The organism is Bifidobacterium felsineum (assembly GCF_002802915.1).
GTDB lineage: Bacteria > Actinomycetota > Actinomycetes > Actinomycetales > Bifidobacteriaceae > Bifidobacterium > Bifidobacterium felsineum.
Map to the genome: position 1 here is coordinate 74409 of NZ_PEBJ01000001.1, position 25068 is coordinate 99476.

A 25068-nucleotide genomic window follows, 5' to 3' on the forward strand; every position below is an offset into this window, starting at 1 on the left:
TCAAGGTGATGGAATAGCCATGAGTGAAGTAACACGTTCAGTGAAGATCAGTCGTCGACGCAACGGTCATCCGGTCGTGCGTGAAGAGCATAAGCTGGGGTATTCAACGAAAACCGCGATGCTCTTGCTTACCCCTTCAGGGTTGATTCTGGGCGCGCTGGTAGTAGTGCCGCTCATCTTCCTCGTGTTCACGTCATTCACGGATTTCAACCAGCGAACCCTGTTCACCGGGGAGTTCAACGTCGTTGGGCTGAGCACTTACGCTGCTGTGCTTGCAGATTCGGAATTCTGGTGGTCGGTCGTACGCACGGTGCTGCTGATGGCAGCGTGCGTGGCCGGCACCGTCCTGCTGGGCATGGCGGTCGCCCAGTTCATGACCAAGCTGGGGAAAGTCACGCAATACATTGTGACGGTGACGATGATATTGGCCTGGGCCATGCCGGAAGTCGCTTCGGCTGAAGTCTGGAATTGGCTGTTCCAGCCGGGTTATGGCGTGATCAATTGGCTACTGACGCAATTGCATGTGTTCGGTGACGTGACCAATGTGTCATGGGCCAATGATGCGCGACTGGCCTACATCTGCATCTGGTTGCTCGTGGTTTGGCAGGCCATACCATTCGTGGCGGTCACCATGTTCGCCGCCATACAGCAGGTCGATCCCTCCTGTATCGAAGCGGCGAAAATCGATGGGGCAGGACCCGTTCGCCTGTATTGGATGATCACTATTCCACTGGTCAAGCCGACCTTGCTTTTGGTCACCGTGCTCTCGATTATCTGGGATTTCAACATTTTCAATCAGATATGGCTGGTTTCCAAAGGCGGCCCGGACAACGCCACCGCCAATCTTGGGGTGTTCACCTACAAGAAAGCATTTGTGGGGTTTGACATCGGCAATGGTGCGGCGATTTCGGTGATCACCACGCTGATGTTGCTTGCTTTGACTGCGGTGTATATCCGCAGTCTGTTGAAGAGCGGGGAGGATTTGGTATGAACTCGCATAAGCCGATACGCCATGCGGTAATGACGGTATTGGGGCTGCTGTTTGCCGCAGCGTATTTCTTCCCGTTCTATTGGATGGTCAACTCAGCGCTCAAGCCGCGCAGCGAGATTATGACCTCTACCCCGCTGTTCTGGCCGAAGCACATCACAATGCAGAATTTCGTGGTGGCCATAACGCAAACGAATTTCATGATTAATCTGAAAAACAGTTTGATCGTGGTGTTCAGCGCCGTGGTGTTCTCAGTGATATTCGCATTCTTCGCCTGCTATGCCCTCACGCGCTTCTGTTTTCGCGGGCGTGCCGCTTTCATGGTCGGCATTTTGGTGATTCAGATGCTTCCTGGTACGGCAATGCTCATACCGCAGTTCCTGGTATTCAATCAGCTCGGGTTGTTGAACACGTATCTGGGATTGATACTGGCATACGTGTCTGCAGTATTGCCATTCTCCATATGGAACCTACGCAACTTCTTCCTCAATATTCCCATTGAAGTGGAAGAGGCAGCCATGATCGACGGTGCGAACACATGGCAGATCCTGTGGCACATCACATTCCCTCTGCTTGTTCCCGGCCTGGTATCGACTTCGATTTTCGCGTTCATCTCCGCTTGGAATGACTACTTGACCGCATACACTTTCATGAAGGACCAAAGCATGTACACTCTGCCGGTGTGGCTGGCGTCGTTCACCACGCCTCGTGGAGTCGATTACGGCAGCCAGATGGCAGCGGCGACGCTGTTCTCGCTTCCGGTGGTGATTGTGTTCCTGCTAGTGCAGCGGAAAGTGACCGAAGGTGCGGCACTGGGCGCGGTGAAAGGCTGACTGAGCAGTCAGGGGCGTTTGATGCCTGAATGGCTTCAGAGAACGATGAAGTGAGGAGCGTCATGCAGTATTGCATTGAGGGGCAAACGAAGGATTTCGAGCTGATTCCCGAGCCTCGCACGGTGGAAATAAACCCAGATTCAGTGGTTGTGCTGCCATATGCAGGCCGGATTGTGGAAAACGCAGGCGAGTGGGATGTGGCCGATGTGTGGGCCAATCAAGTCGCTGATGATATCGAAGCAGCCACCGGTCTGCGATGGGATATCGCGAAAGGCGACCGATGGCAGTCGTTCATTACGCTGTCCATCGCTTCTACTGATGATCTGGGACGGGATGAATATCGCCTGACGATCGCCCAAGAGGGCATCACCGTTGTTGGCGGTGACGCCGCCGGCCTGCGCGATGGCATCCAAACGCTGCGCCAGATTATCCGCCAATGCGCACCGTCGCTACCCGAGATCGACATAAAAGACAAGCCCGCGTACCAAACCCGTGGCTACTATCTTGACGCCACGCGTGGCCGTGTGCCGACGCTCGATTGGCTGAAGCGTTGGGCCGACAAGCTGTGCCTCTACAAATACAATCAGCTGCAGCTCTATGTAGAGCACACGTTTGCATTCGACGACATGAGCGAAACCTGGCGCGGCACCAGTCCGCTCAAGCCGGCCGACATCATCGCGTTCGATGAATACTGCGCGGCACGTGGCATTGAACTGGTGCCATCAGTCTCCACATTCGGCCACCTGTACATGGCATTGCGCACGCGTGAGCTGCGTCACCTGGGCGAATTTCCCGAACAAGCCGACCGCCCATACAGCCTGATCGAGCGTATGGAGCATCACACGCTGAACATCACCGAGACGGACGCGTTCGCGCTCTCCTGCACGCTTATCGATGATTATCTTCAGCTGTTCCGCAGTCGTAAATTCAATATCTGCGGCGATGAGACATTCGATCTCGGCAAAGGTCGCTCCAAGCCGGAAGCTGATAAACGCGGGGTCGCCACCATGTATGCCGACTACGTGTCGCGACTGTGTGGCCACCTGTCCGAACAAGGCCGCGAGCCGCTGTTCTGGGGCGATATCGCCGTGGAAATGCCGGAGATTCTCGCGCGATTGCCGAAGGATGTGATGCTGCTGAACTGGCTCTATGCGCCGGACATTACCGACGAGAAGGTGCGGCTTGTGGCCGAGTCCGGTGCCACGCAATACGTGTGCCCGGCCGTGTGGTGCTGGAATACATTGCTGCCGCGACTGGACTGGGCTTGGGAGAACATCTCGCGTCTGGCTCAGTACGGCAGGCACTATGGAGCTGCGGGATTCTTGGTTACTGATTGGGGTGACTATGGGCACGTCAACGATCCTCGTATGACGGTTCCCGGCATGATTTATGGCGCGCAGTGCGCATGGGATTCGCAATGGGCTGATGGATCGGGCGATGATGCGCATGTTGAGCTCGACCGCCGCATCTCGATTGCGGAATATGGCGATAGCACCGGCGAATTCGTCGCCGTGCTGCGTGACGCAAGCCATCAAGTGGCGTTTGGCTGGGACAATATCGTCCGATACCTGGAACTTGACTATGGCGATGGTTTGCTGAACGCTGATGTGCGTGATTCGATTTGGACCGACGAACATGATAGTGCTGACGGCGTCGACTATGCCGATTTGATTCATGCCAGTACAACGCTGCGCGAGGCGCGTATGAATCTGCTCACTTGGCTGAAGTCCGACATACTGCGCTGGTCTGAGGCCAACACGGCATTGCGCGCAGATGTTGCCCGGCTTGGTGCGATTACGGCCCAAGCGGCGATTTATGATTCAGGAGCCACACGCGGCGGACTATTGCAGCCGATGTTGGTCGCGGCAGAAGGGCAGCGCCTGTTCAATGAACTGGGTGTGTGCCTGGCGTTGCGCGACGGAGTCATCGCCGAAGATGAAATCACTGGCGAGGTATTGCCAGACAGATTCCCTCAGCAGGTTGCCCGCGGTCTTGAACAATGGTTTGAAACCTATGCGGCAGTATGGCGTACGGTCAGTGCTGAATCAGAGCTGAGGCGCATTGCCAATGTGATCTGGCATTATGCCGATCTGCTGCGTAGCTAAGTGATAGCTGCGGCTGAATAATTTCGGAAGGAACGAAACCAACGGTGAGCGAAATGCACGGTGATGATGCTGACGGCACTGAATTGACAGTGATGCAGGTGGCCAAGCGTATCGGTATGGCCGAACCGGTTATCGATGTATTACGTCAGATTCAGGAGTCAGGCGAAACCCTGGCGCCGGAAGGCAATGCAGCTGTGCGTGGTCTGACTGATCCATCGCAGCGGGTTGCCTCGTGGCGTGCCCTTAAATCCACGCTTGGTGATGATCAGGATGGGTTCCGCATGCTGTATTGGATGCTCTATGCCGCCGGACGGTACACGTTCCCAACATATGCGCGGATGGGCATACCGGCCACGGTTTTCGATGACACGATGGGCTGCTTCTCGCGGTTCGTTGACGAGCATCAAGTGAGCTACGGAAAGTACGGATTCGACCGTGATTTCTGGACATACCGCGAGCTCAGTGCGCGTCTGTTTCGGTTGGGAACACTGGAATTCGAGCTGGCCTACGAAGCCGATGACGTGCCGGCAATTGCAGGTATGCCGCGCATCATCAATATTCATATTCCATCCAACGCATCGCTCGACCCCGAACATTGCGATGCGTCTATCGCTTCGTCGCGGGACTTTCTCGCCTCATTCTTCCCGAATTGGGCAGGCTTGCCATACTGGTGCGAATCATGGCTGCTCTCCCCCGCGTTGAATCAACTGTTGCCTGAGCGCTCGCATATTCTGGCTTTCCAGCATCGGTTTGATATTTGTGAGACTAATCCGGATGCGGATGATTGGCGTGAATGGGTGTTCCAGCGGAATAATGCGCCGATTGCCGAGTTGCCTGAGCGCACATCATTGCAGCGGAATATGAAACGATTCCTGCTGGCCGGTGGCAAAGTCGGCATTGGAATCGGCCGTCTGCGCTGACTGCTTGCGCTGACTGTCGGTTCCGTGCGTGACAATGGCGCACATGCCGTATCGTCCATCATCTCGCTCCCGCTCCTCAGTCAGCACCAGCAGCAGCCTTATTGTTGATGGATTGTCGATTACGGTGGTGCGCAAACCCATCAAGAATATGTATCTGCGCATCAAGCCGCCGAACGGGGACGTGGTGGTGTCGGCGCCGAAGCGCATGAGCGAGCGAACCATTGTTGATTTTGTGCGTGGGCGCAGGGCTTGGATTGATGGCAATGTGCGCAAAATGCAGCATGCGCGGCAGCGGTCATTGGTGTCGGAGCCGGAGCATACTGGATTCGTCTGGACTGATGGTTTGCGCAAGAAGGCTGCAGCCAATATCAATGCGCAGCTGCCGGGGCTGTTGGCCCAGTGGGGGCCGGTGATTGGCCGAACTCCCACGCACATCACATTGCGATTGATGACCACGCGCTGGGGGTCGTGTACGCCGAAAACCGGGCGGATTCGACTGAATCTGCAATTGGGGCTCATGGAGCCGCGGTTCCTTGAATACGTGCTGGTGCACGAAATGACCCACTTATGGGAGCGTGGCCATGGAGTGGGCTTCCAGCGGCGCATCGGCTCCTATCTGCCGAACTGGCGCGAATTGCGCCGTGATCTCAATCGTCGTGTGGTGCTGTAGCTACTGCACGCTGTCGCCGGCAATATGGCTGATGGCCTGATCGGATTCGTCGACGATTTGCCTCATGGTGGCTTCGGCTGCCGCGCCATCACCCTTGCGAATCAGCGCGGCGACTTCGGTGTGCCAGCCGAGTGCCGTCTGATCGGCCACCTTAGGCATCAATTCATGCTGCGTGCGGCCGGTCAGCGTGGAGGCGATCACGTCGCCGAGCGCCGCGAACATCAGGTTTCCGGAAGCCTCCAATAATGTGCGATGGAAGAGAATATCGGCTTCCAGATACTCAGCTTCGTCGGCATGATCGGAATGCGCCACCATCTCAATGGCCGCGCGGGTCAGCGTGGCCCAATGCTCTGCGGTGGCGTGCGAGGCGGACAGCCGTGCGGCCACGGGTTCCACGGCGGCGCGCAGCTGCGAGAGCTCATGCAGTGCGGAAATGCGATGCGGACCGCGCAGTCGCCACTGGATTACCTGCGGATCCAGAATATTCCACTGCTCGATTGGGTTTGCAGTGGCTCCGGCCTTGCGTTTGACGCTGACCAATCCCATCGATTCCAATACGCGCGTGACTTCGCGCGTCACCGTGCGCGAAGGTGCGGCGTCGCCATCCATATTCGGCTCGGGCAGTCGTTCTCCTGTGGCTACTTCGCCGCTCACTACGGCCATGCCCCACTCGTCGAGGAGCCGGTCATGCAGGGAAAGCTCGGTGGTGCTGCCGGTGTCGTGGGCGGTGGTAGCACCGGGTGTCGCAGTAATCGGAGAAGTCGCAGAAGTCATAAGACAAGTATCGCACGTTCGGTTGGTTATGGCATACATATTCGACACACCGGTGCGCAAAAGTATTGCGTATTCCATAATCGGCCGTTATACTAGATAACAACATACGAAATGTATGCGGTGACAATGAAACGTCATTCAAATACAATTACTCAAAGAAGAGATGGATTATGAATACGCTTGTTTTGGCTGAAGCCGCGAACGCAGCAGTCCAGCTCAACAGCACCCAGCTCGGCATCAGCGTGGTGGCCAGCATCGTCGTGCTGATTTTGCTGGTTACCGTCGCGAAGCTGCACCCGTTCGTCTCCCTGCTGATCTCCTCCCTCGTGGTCGGCATCGGCTCCGGCTACGGCCCGGTGGCCACCGTGGAAAGCTTCTCCACCACCTTCGGCTCCACGATGGCGTCCGTGGGCATCCTTGTCGGCCTCGGCGCCATGCTCGGCCGCGTGCTGATGGACACCGGCGCCGCCGACAGCATCGTCGATACGCTGCTCGCCAAGACCTCCACCAAGATGATTCCGTGGACCATGGCCCTGATCGGCGCCCTAATCGGCCTGCCGATGTTCTTCGAAGTCGGCCTCGTGGTGCTCGTGCCGGTGATTATCCTCATCACCCGCCGCTCCAAGCTGCCGCTGATGCGCGTCGCCATTCCTACGCTCGCCGGCCTGTCCGTGATGCACGCCTGCATGCCGCCTCAGCCCGGCCCGCTCGCCGCATTGAGCTGCTTCAAGAACGGTTCCGTGGGCATCACGATGATGTTCGGCCTGCCCATCGCCGTAATCACCGCAGCGCTCGTCGGACCGCTGTTCTCCAAGTTCGCCGCCAAGTGGGTGCCGGTCGGCGCTCCCGAGAACTTCGACACCGGCAAGGGCCGTGTGGATGCCGACGGCAACCCAATCACCACCAAGCCGCCGTTTGCCCTGTCCGTGCTGTGCATTCTGGTGCCGGCCATCCTGATGCTCGGCAACGCCATCTTCGAAATCGTGGCCCCTGACCAAGCCGGCTCCAAGGCCGTCTACGCCCAGGTCCTCGCCTTCTTCGGCAAGCCCGCCATCGCACTGGCCACCGCCGTGATCTTCGCGATGATCGTGCTCGGCCGCACCACCCACATGTCCTGGAAGACCGTCAACGACTCCCTGAAGGCTGCACTGCCGCCCATCGCAGGCATCCTGCTCATCGTCGGCGCTGGCGGTGGCTACAAGGGCGTGCTGGTGGACACCGGCATCGGCGACATCATCGGCAAGTTCGTTGAAAGCTCCGCCATCTCCATCTTCCTGCTCGCCTGGCTTATCGCCGCCTTCGTGCGCGTCGCCACCGGTTCCGCCACCGTGGCCATCATCACCACCGCCGGTATCCTCGGCCCGGTCGTTGACCAGATGGGCGTCACCGCTCCGGCCATCGCACTGCTGGTCATCGCCATCGGCGCAGGTTCTGTATTCCTCTCCCATGTCAACGATGCCGGCTTCTGGCTCATCAAGGAATACTTCGGCCTGGAGGTTGGTGAAACCTTCAAGACCTGGACCGTACTCGAATGCCTGCTCTCCGTCGTGGTGCTCGCCCTCGTGATGATCTGCAGCATCTTCGTGCCGCTGGTCTAGCAGCCATCATCAATCATTCGTAATCCTCTCCCCTACTTAGTCGAAAAGAGACTCTTATGACCATCGCAACCGAGGCACATGCCGACATCATCACTGCAAACACTATCCCAGCCGACTACTTCGCCAACACCAAGCCGATCATCGTGCTGATGGGCGTCTGCGGTTGCGGCAAAAGCACCGTGGCCGCACACCTGACCGAACGCTACGGACTGAAGTACGCGGAAGCCGACGACTTCCATCCGCAGGCCAACATCGACAAGATGGCCGCCGGCATCCCACTTACCGACGAGGACCGCTGGCCTTGGCTCGACACTTTGGCCTCTTGGATTGACGAGCGCATCGCTGCCGGCGAAGCAGCCGTGGTGACCTGCTCCGCACTGAAGAAGGTCTACCGCGACAAGCTGCGCCGCCCGGGCGTCGTATTCGTCTACATGCAGGGCACCTTCGACGAGGTAATGGAGCGCCTCTCCCACCGCGAAGGCCACTTCATGAAGCCGAGCATGCTGCAAAGCCAGTTCGACATCCTCGAAGAGCCGGGTAGCGATGAAGTGCACGTCAACGTGCACATCGGCCTGGCCGACCCCGATCAGGAGGCCATGGCCGTGGCCGGAGCCCTGAACCTGTAACGAATCGACAACGCTGTACGAAACGCGAAAGAAGGCAATTGCAATGCAGATGGGAATGATCGGCCTCGGCCGTATGGGTGGCAACATGGTCAAGCGCCTGCGCGAAGACGGCCATGAGATCGTCGGCTTCGACATGAACCCGGAATCCGCGCGTGATGTGGACTCTTTGGAAGCTCTGGTGGCCGCGCTCGATGCCCCGCGCGTGGTGTGGGTGATGGTGCCGGCCGGCAAACCCACCGATTCCACCGTGGAACAACTGGGCAAGCTGCTCGAGCCGGGCGACATCGTGGTCGATGGCGGCAACTCCAAGTACACCGAAGATCGCGAGCATGCGGCCGCTTTGGCTGAAAAGGGCATTGGATTCCTGGACTGCGGTGTCTCCGGCGGCGTCTGGGGTGCCGAACGCGGCTACGCGCTGATGATCGGCGGTTCCGACAAGGATTACGAGACTGTGCTGCCGATTTTCGAAAGCCTCAAGCCGGAAGGTGAGTACGGTTTGGTACATGCCGGCCCGGTGGGCGGTGGCCACTTTGCCAAGATGGTGCACAATGGCATCGAATACGGCATGATGCAGGCCTTCGGTGAAGGCTTCGCCACGATGCTGCGCAGCGAATACGTCACCAACCCGGCCGAAACCATGACCTCGTGGCGCACTGGTTCCGTTGTGGCCAGCTGGCTGCTCGATCTGCTCGACAACGCCACCAAGGAGGATCCGGAGCTGAAGAGCGTGCCGGCTGTGGCCAACGAGTCCGGTGAAGCCAAGTGGATGGTCGAGGCGGCCCTCGAGCTCGGCGTTCCGGTGCCCACCACTGCCGCGGCCCTGTGGCAGCGCCAGACTTCTCGCGGCGGTGCCGACGACATTCTGCGCGTCGTGACCGCACTGCGTGCCCAGTTCGGTGGCCATGTGACCAAGGTGGACGAAATCGCTACGCACTGAGTGGTTGCGTGTGATTGCGCGGTTGCACAGCATCGCTGGCATCCTCAACGATGAGGATACATAAGTTGTGGCTCCCCTCTTCGGAAGGGAGCCACAACTTTTGTGTCCCGGTAGATGATTTTCGCGTTTTTGCGATTACCGTGGCAGAATCTCGCGCTCGATGAGTGATGATTCACATATCCATAAATCAAGAATCGGCTTTATTCCACGGTTTTGATACGGGGCAGGGAGAAAAGGGAATGAATGGATTTGTCCCGGTTCATGGAAAACAATCAGAATTGCTTACCGAGACATAATAATTTGTCCCGGTAGCCATACCAATCGATTGATGTGACTACCGGGACAAGCTTTAGGATCACTAAGACCACAAATAATGGGTTTTAGCCCTACTTAAGTTCCATGTCTTAGCTCACGCCAGGTGAGAGCGCATGAACCACTGGAATTTCTCGAGCTGCTGGACGTGATCCTGAATGATGTTGGAGCTGACGAAGTCCAGCTCATCCAGCTCGGCCACAGCCTTACGATCTTCGGCGATGAAGGCATCGTAGTATTCAATCAGTGCCTTGAGATATTCCTCGGTGCCGGCACGACCTTCCACATCGAACGACTTCCAGGTACGATTGCGCACAATCGCATCCGGGCGACCGTCCGGAGTGCCACCCAGCGTGGCGATGCGCTCGGCGGTCTCATCGGCCTGAGCCAGCACGGATTCGACTTCCGGATCGAGCATCTCGTGCACGGCGATGAAGTTCGGGCCGGTCACGTTCCAGTGTGTGTGCTTCAGCACCAGAGCAGCCTCCTGCTCTTGGCTCAAACGGTTCTGCAAGATCGCAATGGCCTTCTCACTGGTCGCTTCATCGAGACCCGGCACCACAAATGCAAGTGTCATGATGCTCCTTCCTTTCATGTTTGGGGACAGTCATTCCAGTCTAGATTGTTTGCCTCCGCCACAAGCCCGGAGCAGACGTGTGAATAATCACTGTGCTTCAGACGACTTGCGCACTTCGATGGTTTCGATGCGACGACCATCGACCTCGGTGACCACCATGTCATAGCCGTCATCCGAATGAAGCACATCGCCCACGGCACCCATCTTGCCGGTGTGGGCCAGGAAGTAGCCGGCCACCGTCTCGTATGGGCCATCCTCCAGTTCGATGCCGGTCAGATCGGCGAAATCCTCGATGGTCATGCTGGCCTCAATCGTGGCCACGCCATTCACAAAGACCGTGCGAGGCTTGCGCTCGCCGCCCTTTTCGGTCGGCAGATCATACTCGTCGCGAATATCACCCACGAGTTCCTCAGTCATATCCTCCAGCGTCACGATGCCATCCGTGCCGCCGTACTCATCGATGACCACAGCCAGATGGATACCGCGCTTGCGCAACAGTTCTAGGCTTGGCAGCAGCTTGGAGGTGCCAGGCAGCGAGATGCCTTCGCGCACCACATCGCGCACGGTTTTGGCATTCGGGTCGCGCACATCGAGTAGGTCGCGCACGTGCACAAAGCCAATCACATCATCGAAATCCTTGCCGGTCACCGGGTAGCGGGAATACGGCTGATCGCGCACGAATGCGGCAGCCTCGTCAATCGGCTGATCGCCTTCGATGAACACCACGTCGGCGCGCGGGCGCATCACCTCGGCCACAATCGTTTCGGAAGCGTCAAACACATCGTCCAAGATCGTGCGCTCATCCTTGGAAAGATTCGTATTGGAGCTCACGAGTACGCGCAGCTCATCATCGGACACCTCAGACTCGGTCTGCTGCGGATCAAATCCAAGCAAGCGCACGATGCCGTTCGTGTTCTTGCCAATCAGCCAAATAATCGGGCGGCAGATTGTGGCGAATGCATCAATCGCAGGCACCACAGCGCGGGCGATTTGCTCCGTACGCTGCATGGCGATGCGCTTCGGCACCATTTCCGAAATCACGATGGAGCAGTAGGAAATAATCAAGGTGAGCACAATGTTCACCAAGCCGCCGGCGATACCGACCGGTACGCCCCAGCCCTCTACAACCGGAATCAGATACGGGGCGATAGAGGAGGCGCCAAACGAGGCCGACAGGAAGCCGGAGAGCGTCACGCCGATTTGCACAGTGGACAGGAAGGTGTTCGGGTCGCGCGCGATTTTGGCGACTTTGGCGCCACGCGCATCCTCCTGCTCCATCTGCTCGATCTGCGAGCCTCGCAGCGAGACCAGCGCCAGCTCCGTGCCGGAGAACACCGAACCGATGACGAGGAAGACGAAAATCAGGAAGACATTCAAACCAACAGACATGCCACCAACTCTAGGGGAGTGGGGAGTCAATTACCTCAGAAGCTCAGCACTTCGACGCGACCGGTGTCGAGCTGGTAGCGGGCGCCAACAATCATGAGCTGTTCGGATGCCAGCGCCTGCTGAATCACTTCGGAGCGCTCCACCAGAGCCTCGATGGTATGCGCCACATGCACACGCTCGATGTCGTCGAGGCAATCCAGCTCGGCCTCGCGCGCCTGCCATACGGAAATGCCGGCCTGACGCAACACAATGGAATCCGCCTGGGCGATGCGCTCATCCAAGTCATCCATGATGTTTTCGGCTTCGATGGAATCCTGGCTTTCCTCGGCTTCGGCGGTCACCGTGCGCACGAGTTCGTTGAATTCGCGCTCGGCGACCTCCAGTGCGCCGCAGCGGCCGTGGCCCAGCACGCACAAGAGGCTCACATGCAGTTTCTTGACCGCGTATTCCAGCGATGCAATTACCGCATCATCGATCATCTGACCGGCAGTACGCACGGTGAACAGGTCGCCCAGACCCTGATCGAAGATGATTTCCGGAGGCACGCGCGAATCAGAGCAGGAGAGCACGGCCGCGTCCGGCTTCTGGCCATCGGTGAGCATATGGCGGGTTTCCTTATCCTGCCAAGGGTGCTCGGCCTTGCCTTCGGCGAAACGCTTGTTGCCTTGGAGCATACGGCTCCACGTGGCATTCGCGGTGGATTCGTGCAATTCGCTGGGTAGGGGAGAGGCGAATTCCGCGGCCGGCTCCGGTGTCTGCTGCGCTGCCTCAACGTTCTGTTCGATGTTCTCTTCGTTGTCAAAGTCCGACTGTGTCATGAAACCTCCATAATCGGCTTGTTGCTAGTTCCTCATAGTAGCTGGAGAGGTGGTACCGGCTGATTTTTTCGCGATTTGACTTAAGTTCGTGAAAATGTGCCGCTGATGAGTTCTCAGTGGCTTATTTTTTCGAGATGAGGCAAGGTTTCGTGAAAAGACGCCGCTGAGACTAACTCAGTGGCTTATTTTCACGAAGTTCCCCTGTATTACGAAAAAATAAGCCACTGGTGAATCGTCAGTGGCTCTTTTTCACGAAGTATGGCTTTTCTCCGAAAAAATAAACCGCTGGAATCGACAACGCTGTGGTGCTATTCCAGTAACACCTCAGCGATATGGCTGTGATAAGGCTCATAGGGAACACAGAGACGTTATTGGAGCTGCCACGTTACGATGGAAAACGGTAATGCAACAGGATTCCTGAAAGGACCGATGATGACTCTGCTGCAGCATGAACTGACCGATTTCAAAGTGCAAGCTTTCCAGAACAACGAATTCCATGAAGTGACCAAGGAAGACGTGCTGGGCCACTGGTCCGTGTTCTTCTTCTACCCGGCTGACTTCACCTTCGTGTGCCCGACTGAGCTCGAGGACCTCGCCAACAAGTACGAGGAGTTCAAGAAGATCGGTTGCGAGATCTACTCCGTTTCCTGCGACACCCACTTCGTGCACAAGGCCTGGCATGACGCCAGCGAGAAGATCGCCAAGATCCAGTACCCGATGCTGGCCGATCCGACCGCCCTGCTGGCCCGCGACCTCGACACCTACAACGAGGCTGACGGCATGGCCGAGCGTGGCGACTTCATTATCAACCCTGAGGGCAAGGTCGTGGCTTACGAAGTCACCAGCTCCAACGTCGGCCGTAACGCCGATGAGCTGCTGCGCCGCGTGCAGGCCTCCCAGTTCGTCTACGAGCACGGCGATCAGGTCTGCCCCGCCAACTGGACCCCAGGCGAAGAGACCATCGAGCCCAGCCTCGACCTCGTCGGCCAGCTGTGACGAAGAGCCCAGTGGGCTCTTCGTAGCAGCGAGCAGCGATAGCGTCGCGAGCGTCGCAGTAATAAAAACGGGCTCCCGTAGGGAGCCTCTTTGTTTATTTGTGAAAGAAAGAGTCAAATATGCCTCAAAACAATCTCTATGACGTTGTGGTCATCGGCGGGGGACCGGCAGGCTTGACCGCTGGCCTATACCTCGCCCGCGCTCGCTACCGTGTGTTGATCCTCGAAAAGGATGATTTCGGCGGGCAGATCACCATCACCAATGAAGTGGTGAATTATCCGGGTGTCGGCCGCACCACCGGCCGCGCGCTCACCCAAACCATGCGCCAGCAGGCCAAGGATTTCGGTGCCGAGTTCCTTTCCGCCGAGGCCACTGGGCTTGACGTTGAGGGCGATATCAAAACCGTGCACACCTCGCGCGGCGACCTCAAGACCTTCGGCATTTTGATCGCCACTGGTGCATCTCCACGCAAGCTCGGCTTCGAAGGCGAACGTGAATACGCCGGTCGTGGTGTGGCCTACTGTGCCACCTGCGACGGTGAATTCTTCACCGGTAAGGAAGTGCTCGTGGTCGGCGGCGGTTTCGCTGCGGCAGAGGAGTCCGTGTTCCTCACCAAGTACGCCTCCAAAGTTACCGTGCTCGTGCGCGAGCCCGACTTCACCTGTGATGCCTCTGTCGCCGCTGAAGCCAAGAACAATCCGAAGATTGACGTGCGTTACAACGTTGAGCTCAAGGGTGTCACTGCTGGCCAAGGCGGCTTGCGCGAAGCCACGATTCTGAACCGTGAGACCGGCGAAACCGAGACCTGGAAGCCGGCCGACAACGGTACGTTCGGTGTCTTCGTGTTCGCTGGCTACGTGCCCGCCACCGACCTCGTGCGTGGTGTGGTCGAGCTTGATGATCATGGCTATGTAGTCACCCACGACTATCTGGAGACGTCGGTGCCCGGTGTGTATGCCGCCGGCGATTTGCGCGTCAAGAACCTGCGTCAGGTGGTCACCGCCACCGCCGACGGTGCCATCGCAGCCGTGGAACTGGAGCGCTACGCCAAGCAGCTGAGCGAGAAAACCGGCCTCGTGCCGCCGCGCCCGACCACGTCCGCCTACGAACAGGCCGAAGCCACGGCCGCTGCCAAGACCGCAGCCGCAGGCACGACTCCTTCCCCCGCACCGGCCAAGCGCAGCGCCGATGCTGCGGCCGCCGCCGCGCAGACCGCCAAGAAGCCTGGCGAGCTGTTCTCCGCAGCCATCAAGCAGCAGCTCAGCGTGGTGTTCGGCCGCATGACCCGCCCGGTGACGTTGGCTCTTGAGCTCGACAACACTCCGCTTTCCACGGAATTGCAAGGATTCATCGGTGAGATGGTTGCCTTGTCCGGTGGCAAGCTGAATTCGGTGGCCGTCGGTGCCGATGGGCTGATTACTGCAATTAATGGTGATTCTGCACCTACAAGTTTGGTGGTAGGGGAGCCGCTTGAGGTTTCGCTGCCGAGCGATGACTCTGCGCTGACTACTTATGGTTCGCTTGATGACTCCGGTCGTGCTGAATTTGATGTGGCCGCAGATTTGCCGCTGGCCCGTCCGGCTGTGCGCATCTGCACAGCGAGCGAGGATGGCAAGCTCACCTTCACCGGTCTTGCATTCCATGGTGTGCCGTCCGGCCACGAGTTCAACTCGTTCGTGTTGGGTCTCTACAATGCGGCCGGCCCGGGACAGCCGCTTGATGATGATTTGCGCGAACGCATCGCAGCTATCAGCAGCCCGCTTGACGTGATGATTCTGGTCTCCTTGACCTGCACGATGTGCCCGGAGACTGTGCTCGCTTCGCAGCGTATCGCCTCGCTCAACCCGAACGTGCGCGCCGAAGCCTACGATGTCTCGCATTTCCCCGAGCTCAAGGACCAGTACGGTGCGATGAGCGTGCCCTGCATCGTGATCAACAAGTTCGACGGCAGCCAGACCGTCGAATTCGGCAAGAAGAGCATCCCGCAAATGCTCGATCTGCTGGGTGCATAGGCATAAGTCCCAAGTCAAACAGCGCAACAAAAGGGCGGTGTATTCACACGAATACACCGCCCTTTATGCTGGTGAGGCGTTACTACCATCCGACTGCATCAGACAGCAGCTACTCCAATCACTTCACGCCGGACATCATGAAGCTGGAGATGAACTGCCGCTGGAAGATGAAGAACGCGATCAGCAGCGGAGCGATTACCAGCATGGTTGCGGCGGAAAGCTGACCCCACTGCGCACTGCTTTCGGTGGTTTTCGCGAACAGTGACATGCCGAGCGAAAGCGGGCGGTTTTCCGGCGAATTCGTCACCACCAGAGGCCACAGGAAGTTGCTCCACTGGTGGCTGGCGGAAACCAGCGCGAACGCCACATAGGTCGGCCGGGCCAGCGGCACATAGAAGTGCCAGATCACCTGCAGGGTGTTGCACCCATCCAGTCGCGCGGCCTCCTCAATCTCAATCGGCACACCTTGGAACGTCTGGCGCAGCAGGAAGACGCCGAATGCGGAGAGGAAGTACGGGATCATAATGCCCAGCAGCGTATCGACCAGGCCGAAATCCGCTACGGTCTGATAGTTCGGGAAGATCAGCACCTCGTTCGGAATCATGATCTGCAGCAGGTAGAGCACGAACAGGAAGTTCTTGAACGGGAACCTGAGGCGCGCAAAGGCATAGGCGGCCAGCGTGGAGGTGATGATCTGCGCGATCAGCACGCCCACGGCGATCAGAATCGTATTGAGATAGTAACGGGGGAATGGCGCGGTGGCCCATGCCGACTGGTAGTTGGCCAGCGAGAAGCCGTCGCCGCCGTCAGGGCGCAGCGAGCGCCACACCACCCAGATCAGCGGCACGGTCCATATGAATGCGAACAGCCAGGTGCCTGCGGTTTTGGCCACGCGCTGCACGTGATTTTCAGTCTGCATAATCGGCCTTCCTTTCGGTGGCGGCCATCTGCACGCCGAAGATGATGAGCAGAATGACCAGCAGCACTGCGGTGACTGCGGATGCCTTGCTGCCGTCCACGAACTGGAACGAGACTTGGTAGATGTAGTACAGCAACGATGCACTGGAGTTGTTCGGTCCGCCCTGGGTCATCACGATGAGGTGATCGATCAGATGGAATGCGTCTGCGGTGGACATGATGAGGCAGAACATGGTGGTGGGCATCAGCAGCGGGAAGGTCATGTAACGGAACATCTTCCAGCCATGCGCACCATCCAGTGCCGCCGCCTCGAACACGTCCTGCGGCAAATTCTTCAAAGCGGCCAGATAGAAGACCATGTAGAAGCTGGCGTCTTTCCACACCAGCATCACGATGATCGCGGCCTTCACTGTGCCGCTGTTGCTTAAGGGGCTTTGGTCCATCAGATGGGCCGCCGACAATGCCTGGCTGATCACGCCATCCGTGGAATACAGGTACAGCCAGATGTTGGCCACGGCCACCAGCGGGAGGATCACCGGGTAGAAGAACAGACCTCGTACCAGCGAGTTGCCGATGAATGTGCGATTGACCATCATGGCCATCACCAAGGCCAGCGCCACGCTGAACGGCACGATGAACACGACGTAGATCAGCGAGTTGTCCAGGACGGTCCAAAACACCTGATCGGACTGCAGTCCCTGGTAATTGCCGAGCCCGACGAATTCCGGCTCAGGCAGCGCCAGGTCGGTTTTGTATAGGCTCTTATCCAAGGTGCGGCCGATGGGGAAGATGGTGAACACCGCGAGGAACAGGAACGATGGCAGCAGCAGCGCGGCGGCGGTAAGCGCCTGCCTGATTTCACTGCGGCGGCGAATAGGTGTTGATTGCTTCACGATTGATGCCTTCCATGCACATGCCGATTGCGAACGACCGCCCGCATGGCACGGACGGTCGTTCGCAATACACACTGGCGATGGCTTACTTGTTGAACGGGGCAAGGGCCTGATCGGCCTTGGCCTGAGCGTCCTTCAACGCCTGCTCCGGGGTCTTCTCACCGGTGACGGCGGCCTGCACGGCATCATTTAGCGCCTGCATGACCTGGCCGTTGTTGTGGGTGGAGAGCTCCTTGTCCGCGTACTTCAGCTGATCGCGAGCCACGGCGGCCTGCGGGAAGCCGGCGATGTAATCCTTCATCAGCTTGGTGTCGTATGCGCTCTTGGACGGTGCGACGTAGCCGGTGTCGATGCTCCACTTGGCGGCGCGCTCAGGGGTGGTCATCCAACGGATGAAGTCCCACGCGGCCTTCTTGTGTGATTCAGAAATGCCCTTGAACAGGTAGAAGTTGCCGCCGCCTGTCGGGGTGGCGAAGCGCTTGTTGCCCGGCAGGAAGGCCACGCCGAAGTCGAACTTGGCGTTCTTCTTGATGTTGGTCAGGTTGCCGGTGGTCTGGTAGAGCATTGCGGTCTTGCCGTTGATGAAGTCGTTCGGTGAGGTCTTCCAATCGATGGTGCCGGTCGGCATGACCTTGTCCTTCTGGGACAGCTCGGTCATGAACTTCAGTGCATCGATGTCTTCGGATGTATCGAAGTACGCCTTCTTGCCGTCGTTGCTCATGATGTTCTTGCCTTCGCCGCTTGCCTGCATGGCCAGCGCTTGGAAGATCCAGTAGGTGCTCACGGTGGAGGGCAGCTCGACGCCCCACTGCTTGCCGTCGATGGTGAGCTTCTTGGCGTATTCGCGCAGCTCATCCCAGCTGGTCGGCGGCTTGTTCGGATCCAGACCGGCCTGCTTGAACAGGTCCTTGTTGTAGTACATCACCACGGTGCTGCGCTGGAATGGAATGGACCAAGTCTGGCCATCGGCCTGGGAGTTCTTCAGGTATGCCGGGTAGAAGTCATCCAGGTACTTCTGGCCGTCGGAATCGGCCTTGATCAGGTCGTCGAGCGGCTGGATGGCGCCCATATCGCGGTAGATGAACAGCTCGGAAGACAGGGAGACGGCGATATCTGGCAGCTTCTTGGCCTGCACGGCGGCCTGCACCTTGGTGCGGGTCTCGTCGTAATCACCGGTGTATACCGGCTTGATGGTGACGTTCGGATGTTCCTTGGTGTACTGTGCGGCCAGTCCTTCGATGGTCTGGGTGATGGCGCCGCCCACGTTAACCGGGTAGTACCAGGTGAGCTCCACCTTGCCGTCGTCGCCCGCGGTGGTGCTGCTCTGTGCGGAGCCGCAGCCGGAGGCGAGCGTCAGTAGGGCGGTTACCGCCGCGACGGCAGCGGTAAGCGTGCGTTTCTTCATGATGAGTCCCCTTCTATTCGCAATGAAGCTGCCTATATAGGTTGTGGATTGTGATTACAAATGATGCAGATGTATAGGCAACTTGTCTGGTGGGAAGTAAGCATTGCATTCATCCCCCAGCCGGCAACTGGTTTAACAGTCCAGAGTGAATCTTGGGGAGGTGGTTGGGAACGCTAACAAGTCCCCAATATGAACAGTTGGTGGACTGTGCCCTAGCTCACAGTCGGTTGTGATGCCAGGCTGCGCATTCGTTGCAATGATGAAAGTACGGTTGCGCTGGCCTCGCATTGGCGTTATGACAGGCGGTCGGAAACCAGCGAAGACTTTAGAAGGCGGGCACTATGAGCGAATCCATACGGCACGATGCGGCAGATCAGCAGGAACGAGACGATCGGGATGATGCACTGATCATTCACTTGAGCGATACGCATATATCCGCGGCCGGCACAAACCCAGCCCGTCCGAATCCCCAATATGATTCCCGCGCGGCCTTTGATGCGGACTGCGCGCGTATCGCCCAATCAGGATTGCGCCCGAATCTCATCGCGGTCAGCGGCGATATCTGTGACGCCGAGGTGGGCGAGCGTGCGTGCGTGCGAGGCGTACCGCTATGTGCGCGATCACACGGAGGCGCTCGCCGCACAGCTGGGATGCCCGGTGGTGTATGCGATGGGCAATCATGACGATCGCGCAGCCTTCCGCGATGTGCTGCTGGCCTCGGTGGCCGCCCAGGCCGAACGCGATTCTCGGGTACGTTTCGCGCTGCGCTCCAATGTACTGAACGATCCGGTGGATTATGTGCTGACTGTGCCCGCTGGCAACGATGCCGGGACCTTGCGCGTGATTGTGCTGGACACCAGCATCCCGGACATCGCCGATGACCAAGGTACGGTGCTTGGCGAACAGCTGGCTTGGCTGGATGCGTTGCTGGCAGAACCGGTGGAGGCTGGTGGCGACGAGGCCGGTGCCGGTGCTGATGCGGCAGTCAGCACGGTTCTGGTGATGCATCACCCGCCAGTGGCACCGTGGCAGGACCGTGCCAGGCTATGGCACATGCACCCGGACGATGCCGCATGGCTGACACCGGTGGTGCGCGGCCGGGTGCGTGCGATATTGTGCGGCCATGTGCATCTGGCCTCCTTCGCCACGTTTGCCGGGGTGCCGGTGTCTATTGCCGGCGCGCATTCGCGCAATCAGGATCCGCTTCACGCGCGCGATCTGACCTACTCGTGGGCGGCCAATTATGGATGCAACCTGGTGCTGTTGCGCGGGACCGCCGCCGACGCTGACCAGGTGCTGATTACTCCGGCGTTGCTTGCCCCCGTTTCCAGCGCTGACTAGTCGCAATGCCATGCAAAAGGCTGCCCGGCTCAAAAGAGAGCCGGGCAGCCTTGACATTTACCAAGCTAGGATCGGAATGAGTAATCTACGCTAATGCGGCATCACCTCGCTTCCTCAGGTGTAGCTTCGCTGCGCGGGGCTGGAATGCGAGCATCACCGCGAACTTCGGTGATTGCCACGCACTTGCCTTCGACGGACGTGAACGTGATCTTGATACGAGATGTGCGCACCATATCGAAGGAGTAGGTGGTTTCATCACCGTTCGAGCTCATCGAGGAGCCGGGCTTATCTCCAACCGTGGCGTATACCCAAGCGGCATCGTTGGTCTGCTCAACCGGGTTGGAGGATACCTTCAACCCATGCACTGGCTGCCAGGAACCGTCGGCGGCCAGATAGTCCACCTCCACGGATTCGGGCAGTGCGACATTCTCACCATCCAAGCAGTAGTAGATGGTAAAGGAGTTGAGCATGAACGGTTCCTCCTCGCCATAGCCGAAGCGGTACTCCAGCCAAGCGGTGTTGGACGGGTCGCCGAACGTGGACCAGCGGTTCTTCAGGTTGTAGCCGACGCGTGGTGTGTAGGACACAATGCCGTCCATCAGCAGCGAAGCGTCCTCTTGAGCCTTCGGATCCGGGTTCGTGTAGGAAGCGCGCACCTGCGGATACACGTCGTTGCGGTAGGAGAACAGGTCGCGGTTCTGCACGTAGTCATCGGTTACGCGCACATGAGCCACAGCCTTCTGTTCCAAGCCATCGACATCGCCCAGTACGGTGAATTCACCGGCATTGCGGTAGAGCGAGGCCTCAGGCTTGGCCCACGTCACCGCACGTTGTTCCTTGGCGCCATCGGACCAGTGGACGGTCACCTCGGGAGCGGTTTCGCCTATGAGTGGCTCGATGCCGGTAATGGTGTCCAGTGCCACGGACTGTACCTCAAGCACTTCAACAACCTGCACCTTGACGGTCACATCCAGATCGAAGCGCGTCACCTTGCCGGTAACGCTCACTTCGCCAGCGTGATCGTAGGCGGCAGGCGGCACGGCTTCCCATGCGACCGGCAGCGGTGCGGCTACACCGTGGTCGAAGTTCACGGTAACTGCGGAAGGCAACTCAGGTACCGTGCCTACCACCGTGCGCACGGCAGAAACCTGAACATCGGTCGGCTGCTTCGGCTGGGCGCCTTCGGTAACGGTTACGATGACCGGCGTGCTGGTCTTGGCCACTCCACCGTATGTGACGGTGGCGGTGATGTTCGCGGTACCGGACAAGCGACCGGTGACGATGCCACTGCCGTCCACACTGGCCACGGATTCGTCGTTGGAGGCAAACGTGATTGCAGCTTCACTGCCTTCGTCCAGATTGATGGCGGCACCGGTCTCATCGGTGGCAGACACCGCAAGATCAATGGTTTCATCCTCGGCCAACGTGAAGGTCGGCGGCACCAAGGTGACTTCGGCAACCGGTGCCGGCGGTACATCCAGGTCAAGCGCGTACGCGGCATGCTGCTCGCCATCCTCGGAGGTGACGCGAATCACGTAAGAACCGTACGGGTAGTTGAGTGGCGGCACTACGTATGCCACAGCATTGTCGGCGGCCTCCACGCTGATTGTCGGAGCGCTGGCAGTGTAGGCGCGGTGCAGCACAGCACGATGCTGATCGTCGAACTCGATTGGCTTGCCATCCACCAGAACCTGAATCAAATCAGTGGTGTCATGAGCAGCAGTTTCGCTATCGGTTAGGCGCACGCTTGCGGTGGTCGGCAGCTCGTAGCCTTCGACAGTACCGTTCAGCACCACAGTGCCAGTCTGACTCCAGTCGGCCTTGTTGGCATTCCAAGCCACCGGAGCGTCAACGGCACTGTCATCATCAAAGATGACCAATGCCTTGGTAGGCAGCGCAGGTGCATTGCCAGCCGGCGCAGCTAGAGAAACCGGGCGAGCGGCAACCGGGTGCGTCACAGTCACCGTTGCGGCAACTGGCAGACCAGCAGCCTTGCCGGTGATGGTGAACGATTGTGCACCTGACCTGGCTGCAGCAGCCTGCAGGTCGCTGGCCAAGGAGACATCCTGCCATGCAACGATAGCCTCGGCAGTGGTGTTGTCAGCCTTGAGCACGGTGACAGTCTGCGGCAGTACAGGGGTTTCTCCGGCGCGCACGCGCACGGCTACATTGCGGGTCTCGAGCACATCGGCGTCGGCTGGCAGGGATTCAGTGACGAATATGTTCACGGTGTCAGCCTTCAATCCCTTGGCGGTGGCGGTTACGCGGATTGGCTTGCCGGAGCCGTCGGAGGCCACAATGGCGAGCACCTTGCCGCTGTATGCGCTGTGCACGGGGGATTGCAGCGGTTCGGTGTTGGCCTGATAGCCGTTGTCGGTGCCGAGCAGGCGGCCATGTTCCACGTGGAACGTCAGCTCGTTGTTCGCACGCGGCACAATCACACCGGCATCGTCGATTACATCGGCTTCGATGAAGCTCAGATCGTTCCCATCGCCATCGATGACATGACGGTCCGGAATGAGCTTGATGCCAGCCGGAGCACCTGCGGTAGTAATCGAGTCACGGGCTACCACGTGACCAGCCTTGTCGTAAGCCACTACCTCAACCGTGCCCGGCTCGAACGGCACCTCCCATTGCAGGGTGAGCTGCTTGGACTCGTTGCCGTCCTTCTGGTAGCGGTATTCGAACGGCTTGTCCGCGTACTTGTTGCTCAAGTGGAAGCTGGCCTGGTGGGACTCGAACTCGCGCTTGCCTAGGGACTTGCCGTTGAGGAACAGTTCGGCGGAAGCGGCGTTGGTGTAGGCCCACACAGCCACGGATTCGCCCTGATCCCAGTTCCAGTGCGGCAGCAGGTGCACGACAGGGGCATCATCCGGGTCGGTCCACAACGCCTTGTACAGCCACCACGGATTCTTCGGGAAGCCGGCTGTATCGACCATGCCGTAGTAAGAGCGCAGAGGAGCCAGCACAGTGCCGTCGGATTCCGGCATATCCGGCTTGTTCCAGTAGAAGTTGGAGATGTACGGAGCAGGCTCGCCGATGTAGTCGAAGCCGGTCCAGGCGAATTCGCCGACGTTGAACTCAAGATTCACCAGACGATCGAACGCGATATCCAGCGGGTAGCCACGGTTGGTGGTCACGTTGTAGTCGGAGATCTCGTAGGTGTCTCCCTTCCATGGCTGGCGCCCCTTGGCGAACGGGTAGTCGCGGCCGCGCAGCTGCCATTCGTCGGTGAGGATCGTCGGGTGCACGTAGAAACCGCGGCATGGTGTGCAGTTGCCGGATTCGGAGTTCAGAATCACATCGTTCGGATGCTTCTCATGCACCTGCTCCATTTGGTCGCGGTTGATGTAGGAGTAGCCGCGCACGTCCATCTGCTCGTGAATCTTGTTGCCGATGCCGTCGATGCCCTTGGACAGGTACGAGGCATCGTTCACGGAGTTCGGGCGGGTTGGATCCAGCAGATGGCAGCGTCGGGTCAGGTCGGCGGCGATCGGAATCTCATGCTCCTGCCAGGCCACCTCGTTGCCCATACCCCACATGAATACTGCCGGCTCGTTGCGGTCGCGCAGAATCATCGCGGCGAGATCTTCCGGATAATCCTGGGCGAAGTAATTGGAGTAATCGTTGCGGTTCTTCGGTGCGGTCCACATGTCGGTGAGCTCTTCGAGCAGCAGGAAGCCCATGCGGCTGCACTCCTCGGCCCACACCTTGGAACATGGGTTGTGCGAGGTGCGGATGGCGTTCACGCCGGCATCTTTGAGGATTTCGAGCTGTCGGACTACGGCGCGGCGGTAGGTGGCGGCGCCCAGGGAACCGAGGTCGTGATGCATGCACATACCCAAGGCTCGCATGTTCACACCGTTAAGAAACAGGCCCCTCTTCGGGTCCAGGATGATCCATCGCAGGCCAAACTTGGTTTCAGTGGTGTCTGCAGCATTGCTGCTGGTGTCGAGCACCGTGGTGCGCAGGGTGTACTGATATGGGTCGGCGGTGCTCCACAGGTGCGGATTGAGGACCGAGAGCGTGGTGGAGAAGCGGTTTGGCGCTTCCGCGGCATCGTAAGCGCTGGCGGCTTCGGTGGTGTCCGGGGTGTTCGCGGGTACGATGACATTGTCATCGCCTACGGCGACGACATTGCCGTTCGCGTCCAGGATTTCCTGGCGCAGGGTGACGGTTGCATTGGTGTCGGTACCATTGGCCACGGTGGTGGAGACGATCACAGTGGCATGATCATCCTTGGTGTCTTCCTCAAGTGTCGGGGTGGTGATCTGGGTGCCGAAGCGGGCCACATGCACCGGGTCGGCCACGGTCAAGGTCACGCCGCGGTAGAGGCCGGCGCCGGCGTACCAGCGGGAGCTTGGCTCCTCGTTGTTGGTGCGCACGGTGAGCACGTTGACCTCTCCGGGCTTGATTGTGCTGGTCAGGTCAACAGCGAAGTTCGTGTAGCCGTAGTGATGTTCGGCTACCTTTTCGCCGTTGAGCCAGATTTCGGCGCGGTCCATGGCGCCGTCGAAGTCCAGGGTGACATACTTGCCGGCAAGTTCGGTCGGAGCAGTGAACGTCTTGCGGTACCAGCCTTCGCCCACTTTGAGGTAGCCGACGGTGGCGCGGGCGTTGCGGGAGAACTTGCCTTCCACGCCGTAATCATGAGGCAGGGTGACTTCGCGCCATGCGGAATCGTCGTAGTTGGCTCGCTCGGCACCGTTCGGAGTACCGCGGAAGAACCGCCAGCCCGAGTTGAAGTTGTTGGAGCGTCCGGTGAGTACCTCTTCGGCTGCCGGGCGGTTATTTGTCGTCATCGTAAGACCTCCATGCCTTTGGATGATGTGGGTGGATGATTACTTGCTCCTGCATCGGGGCGAATCAATCGAAACGTGGGACTCTGGCTTCTTTATGTTGAGGGAGCCAGGGGAGTTCGTCTTTGACGAGACACATCATAACATCTCAACGATA

Annotated in this window: 20 protein-coding genes; 12 read left to right on the forward strand and 8 right to left on the reverse strand. The window is 58.8% G+C overall.

All coding sequences use genetic code 11. From position 1 onward, the window contains the following. Positions 1-19 precede the first annotated feature (19 nt). The 5 genes from CSQ86_RS00275 to CSQ86_RS00295 all read left to right on the forward strand — a co-directional run bounded on the left by CSQ86_RS00275 (position 20) and on the right by CSQ86_RS00295 (position 5516). Positions 20-991, forward strand: coding sequence for a carbohydrate ABC transporter permease (locus tag CSQ86_RS00275; RefSeq protein WP_100493185.1), 972 nt, complete (start codon positions 20-22; stop codon positions 989-991). Then, positions 988-1821 carry a carbohydrate ABC transporter permease gene (locus CSQ86_RS00280; protein WP_100493186.1) on the forward strand — a complete coding sequence of 278 codons (834 nt, stop codon included), beginning with the start codon at positions 988-990 and terminating at the stop codon, positions 1819-1821. The genes CSQ86_RS00275 and CSQ86_RS00280 overlap by 4 nt, the downstream gene beginning before the upstream one ends. Positions 1822-1883: 62 nt before the next feature. Further along, positions 1884-3926, forward strand: coding sequence for a beta-N-acetylhexosaminidase (locus CSQ86_RS00285; RefSeq protein ID WP_165773680.1), 2043 nt, complete (start codon positions 1884-1886; stop codon positions 3924-3926). 53 nt (positions 3927-3979) lie between these two features. Next, positions 3980-4846, forward strand: coding sequence for an acyltransferase domain-containing protein (locus CSQ86_RS00290; protein ID WP_100493187.1), 867 nt, complete (start codon positions 3980-3982; stop codon positions 4844-4846). Between the two features lie 43 nt (positions 4847-4889). Next, positions 4890-5516, forward strand: coding sequence for a M48 family metallopeptidase (locus CSQ86_RS00295; RefSeq protein WP_100493188.1), 627 nt, complete (start codon positions 4890-4892; stop codon positions 5514-5516). Here CSQ86_RS00295 and CSQ86_RS00300 read toward each other — a convergent pair whose 3' ends face one another. Further along, positions 5517-6290, reverse strand: a complete 774-nt coding sequence (locus CSQ86_RS00300; RefSeq protein WP_100493700.1) for a FadR/GntR family transcriptional regulator — start codon at positions 6288-6290, stop codon at positions 5517-5519. It abuts the gene before it with no gap. Between the two features lie 170 nt (positions 6291-6460). Here CSQ86_RS00300 and CSQ86_RS00305 point away from each other — a divergent pair, with 170 nt between their 5' ends. Genes CSQ86_RS00305 through gnd form a run of 3 tightly spaced genes read left to right on the forward strand, consistent with a single transcriptional unit; the run spans position 6461 to position 9451 of the window. Then, complete coding sequence (locus CSQ86_RS00305) at positions 6461-7888, forward strand: GntP family permease (protein ID WP_100493189.1); 1428 nt, start codon at positions 6461-6463, stop codon at positions 7886-7888. 56 nt (positions 7889-7944) lie between these two features. Continuing rightward, entirely contained in the window at positions 7945-8514 is a 570-nt protein-coding gene (locus tag CSQ86_RS00310; RefSeq protein ID WP_240542200.1) for a gluconokinase, read from the forward strand. 43 nt (positions 8515-8557) lie between these two features. Further along, positions 8558-9451, forward strand: coding sequence for a phosphogluconate dehydrogenase (NAD(+)-dependent, decarboxylating) (gene gnd, locus CSQ86_RS00315; protein ID WP_100493190.1), 894 nt, complete (start codon positions 8558-8560; stop codon positions 9449-9451). A 409-nt stretch (positions 9452-9860) separates the two neighbouring features. On the opposite strand, the gene CSQ86_RS00320 is transcribed toward gnd, so the two are convergent. From CSQ86_RS00320 to CSQ86_RS00330, 3 genes are all read right to left on the reverse strand, one after another. Then, entirely contained in the window at positions 9861-10340 is a 480-nt protein-coding gene (locus tag CSQ86_RS00320) for a Dps family protein (protein ID WP_100493191.1), read from the reverse strand. A gap of 87 nt (positions 10341-10427) precedes the next feature. After that, positions 10428-11729: a hemolysin family protein gene (locus tag CSQ86_RS00325; protein WP_165773681.1), complete on the reverse strand. Its 1302-nt coding sequence runs from the start codon at positions 11727-11729 to the stop codon at positions 10428-10430. A 35-nt stretch (positions 11730-11764) separates the two neighbouring features. After that, on the reverse strand, positions 11765-12403 hold the full coding sequence (locus CSQ86_RS00330) for a carbonic anhydrase (RefSeq protein ID WP_100493702.1): 639 nt from the start codon (positions 12401-12403) through the stop codon (positions 11765-11767). A gap of 576 nt (positions 12404-12979) precedes the next feature. Here CSQ86_RS00330 and ahpC point away from each other — a divergent pair. Continuing rightward, positions 12980-13543 carry an alkyl hydroperoxide reductase subunit C gene (gene ahpC / locus CSQ86_RS00335; RefSeq protein WP_100493703.1) on the forward strand — a complete coding sequence of 188 codons (564 nt, stop codon included), beginning with the start codon at positions 12980-12982 and terminating at the stop codon, positions 13541-13543. Positions 13544-13662: 119 nt separating this feature from the next. Beyond that, complete coding sequence (locus CSQ86_RS00340; protein WP_100493193.1) at positions 13663-15555, forward strand: FAD-dependent oxidoreductase; 1893 nt, start codon at positions 13663-13665, stop codon at positions 15553-15555. 118 nt (positions 15556-15673) lie between these two features. On the opposite strand, the gene CSQ86_RS00345 is transcribed toward CSQ86_RS00340, so the two are convergent. The 3 genes from CSQ86_RS00345 to CSQ86_RS00355 all read right to left on the reverse strand — a co-directional run bounded on the left by CSQ86_RS00345 (position 15674) and on the right by CSQ86_RS00355 (position 18771). Continuing rightward, on the reverse strand, positions 15674-16474 hold the full coding sequence (locus CSQ86_RS00345; RefSeq protein WP_100493194.1) for a carbohydrate ABC transporter permease: 801 nt from the start codon (positions 16472-16474) through the stop codon (positions 15674-15676). After that, positions 16464-17366, reverse strand: coding sequence for a carbohydrate ABC transporter permease (locus CSQ86_RS00350; protein WP_243387504.1), 903 nt, complete (start codon positions 17364-17366; stop codon positions 16464-16466). Before CSQ86_RS00350 ends, CSQ86_RS00345 begins: the two co-directional genes overlap by 11 nt. A gap of 85 nt (positions 17367-17451) precedes the next feature. Beyond that, a complete protein-coding gene (locus tag CSQ86_RS00355; protein WP_100493195.1) occupies positions 17452-18771 on the reverse strand; it encodes an ABC transporter substrate-binding protein in 1320 nt (439 codons plus the stop codon). A gap of 341 nt (positions 18772-19112) precedes the next feature. Between CSQ86_RS00355 and CSQ86_RS09765 the strand changes: the two genes are divergently transcribed. Both CSQ86_RS09765 and CSQ86_RS00360 read left to right on the forward strand, forming a co-directional pair. Next, complete coding sequence (locus tag CSQ86_RS09765) at positions 19113-19454, forward strand: metallophosphoesterase family protein (protein ID WP_165773682.1); 342 nt, start codon at positions 19113-19115, stop codon at positions 19452-19454. Continuing rightward, on the forward strand, positions 19384-20112 hold the full coding sequence (locus CSQ86_RS00360) for a metallophosphoesterase (RefSeq protein WP_165773683.1): 729 nt from the start codon (positions 19384-19386) through the stop codon (positions 20110-20112). Before CSQ86_RS09765 ends, CSQ86_RS00360 begins: the two co-directional genes overlap by 71 nt. Before the next feature lie 101 nt (positions 20113-20213). Here CSQ86_RS00360 and CSQ86_RS00365 read toward each other — a convergent pair whose 3' ends face one another. Then, on the reverse strand, positions 20214-24914 hold the full coding sequence (locus CSQ86_RS00365; protein ID WP_100493197.1) for an Ig-like domain-containing protein: 4701 nt from the start codon (positions 24912-24914) through the stop codon (positions 20214-20216). Between the last annotated feature and the right edge of the window lie 154 nt (positions 24915-25068).

Excerpts from the sequence above, each read along its gene's own strand:
- CSQ86_RS00275 (WP_100493185.1), top strand. The coding sequence starts at position 20 with ATGAGTGAAGTAACACGTTCAGTGAAGATCAGTCGTCGACGCAACGGT.
- CSQ86_RS00280 (WP_100493186.1), top strand. The coding sequence starts at position 988 with ATGAACTCGCATAAGCCGATACGCCATGCGGTAATGACGGTATTGGGG.
- CSQ86_RS00285 (WP_165773680.1), top strand. The coding sequence starts at position 1,884 with ATGCAGTATTGCATTGAGGGGCAAACGAAGGATTTCGAGCTGATTCCC.
- CSQ86_RS00290 (WP_100493187.1), top strand. The coding sequence starts at position 3,980 with ATGCACGGTGATGATGCTGACGGCACTGAATTGACAGTGATGCAGGTG.
- CSQ86_RS00295 (WP_100493188.1), top strand. The coding sequence starts at position 4,890 with ATGCCGTATCGTCCATCATCTCGCTCCCGCTCCTCAGTCAGCACCAGC.
- CSQ86_RS00300 (WP_100493700.1), bottom strand. The coding sequence starts at position 6,290 with ATGACTTCTGCGACTTCTCCGATTACTGCGACACCCGGTGCTACCACC.
- CSQ86_RS00305 (WP_100493189.1), top strand. The coding sequence starts at position 6,461 with ATGAATACGCTTGTTTTGGCTGAAGCCGCGAACGCAGCAGTCCAGCTC.
- CSQ86_RS00310 (WP_240542200.1), top strand. The coding sequence starts at position 7,945 with ATGACCATCGCAACCGAGGCACATGCCGACATCATCACTGCAAACACT.
- gnd (WP_100493190.1), top strand. The coding sequence starts at position 8,558 with ATGCAGATGGGAATGATCGGCCTCGGCCGTATGGGTGGCAACATGGTC.
- CSQ86_RS00320 (WP_100493191.1), bottom strand. The coding sequence starts at position 10,340 with ATGACACTTGCATTTGTGGTGCCGGGTCTCGATGAAGCGACCAGTGAG.
- CSQ86_RS00325 (WP_165773681.1), bottom strand. The coding sequence starts at position 11,729 with ATGTCTGTTGGTTTGAATGTCTTCCTGATTTTCGTCTTCCTCGTCATC.
- CSQ86_RS00330 (WP_100493702.1), bottom strand. The coding sequence starts at position 12,403 with ATGCTCCAAGGCAACAAGCGTTTCGCCGAAGGCAAGGCCGAGCACCCT.
- ahpC (WP_100493703.1), top strand. The coding sequence starts at position 12,980 with ATGACTCTGCTGCAGCATGAACTGACCGATTTCAAAGTGCAAGCTTTC.
- CSQ86_RS00340 (WP_100493193.1), top strand. The coding sequence starts at position 13,663 with ATGCCTCAAAACAATCTCTATGACGTTGTGGTCATCGGCGGGGGACCG.
- CSQ86_RS00345 (WP_100493194.1), bottom strand. The coding sequence starts at position 16,474 with ATGCAGACTGAAAATCACGTGCAGCGCGTGGCCAAAACCGCAGGCACC.
- CSQ86_RS00355 (WP_100493195.1), bottom strand. The coding sequence starts at position 18,771 with ATGAAGAAACGCACGCTTACCGCTGCCGTCGCGGCGGTAACCGCCCTA.
- CSQ86_RS09765 (WP_165773682.1), top strand. The coding sequence starts at position 19,113 with ATGAGCGAATCCATACGGCACGATGCGGCAGATCAGCAGGAACGAGAC.
- CSQ86_RS00365 (WP_100493197.1), bottom strand. The coding sequence starts at position 24,914 with ATGACGACAAATAACCGCCCGGCAGCCGAAGAGGTACTCACCGGACGC.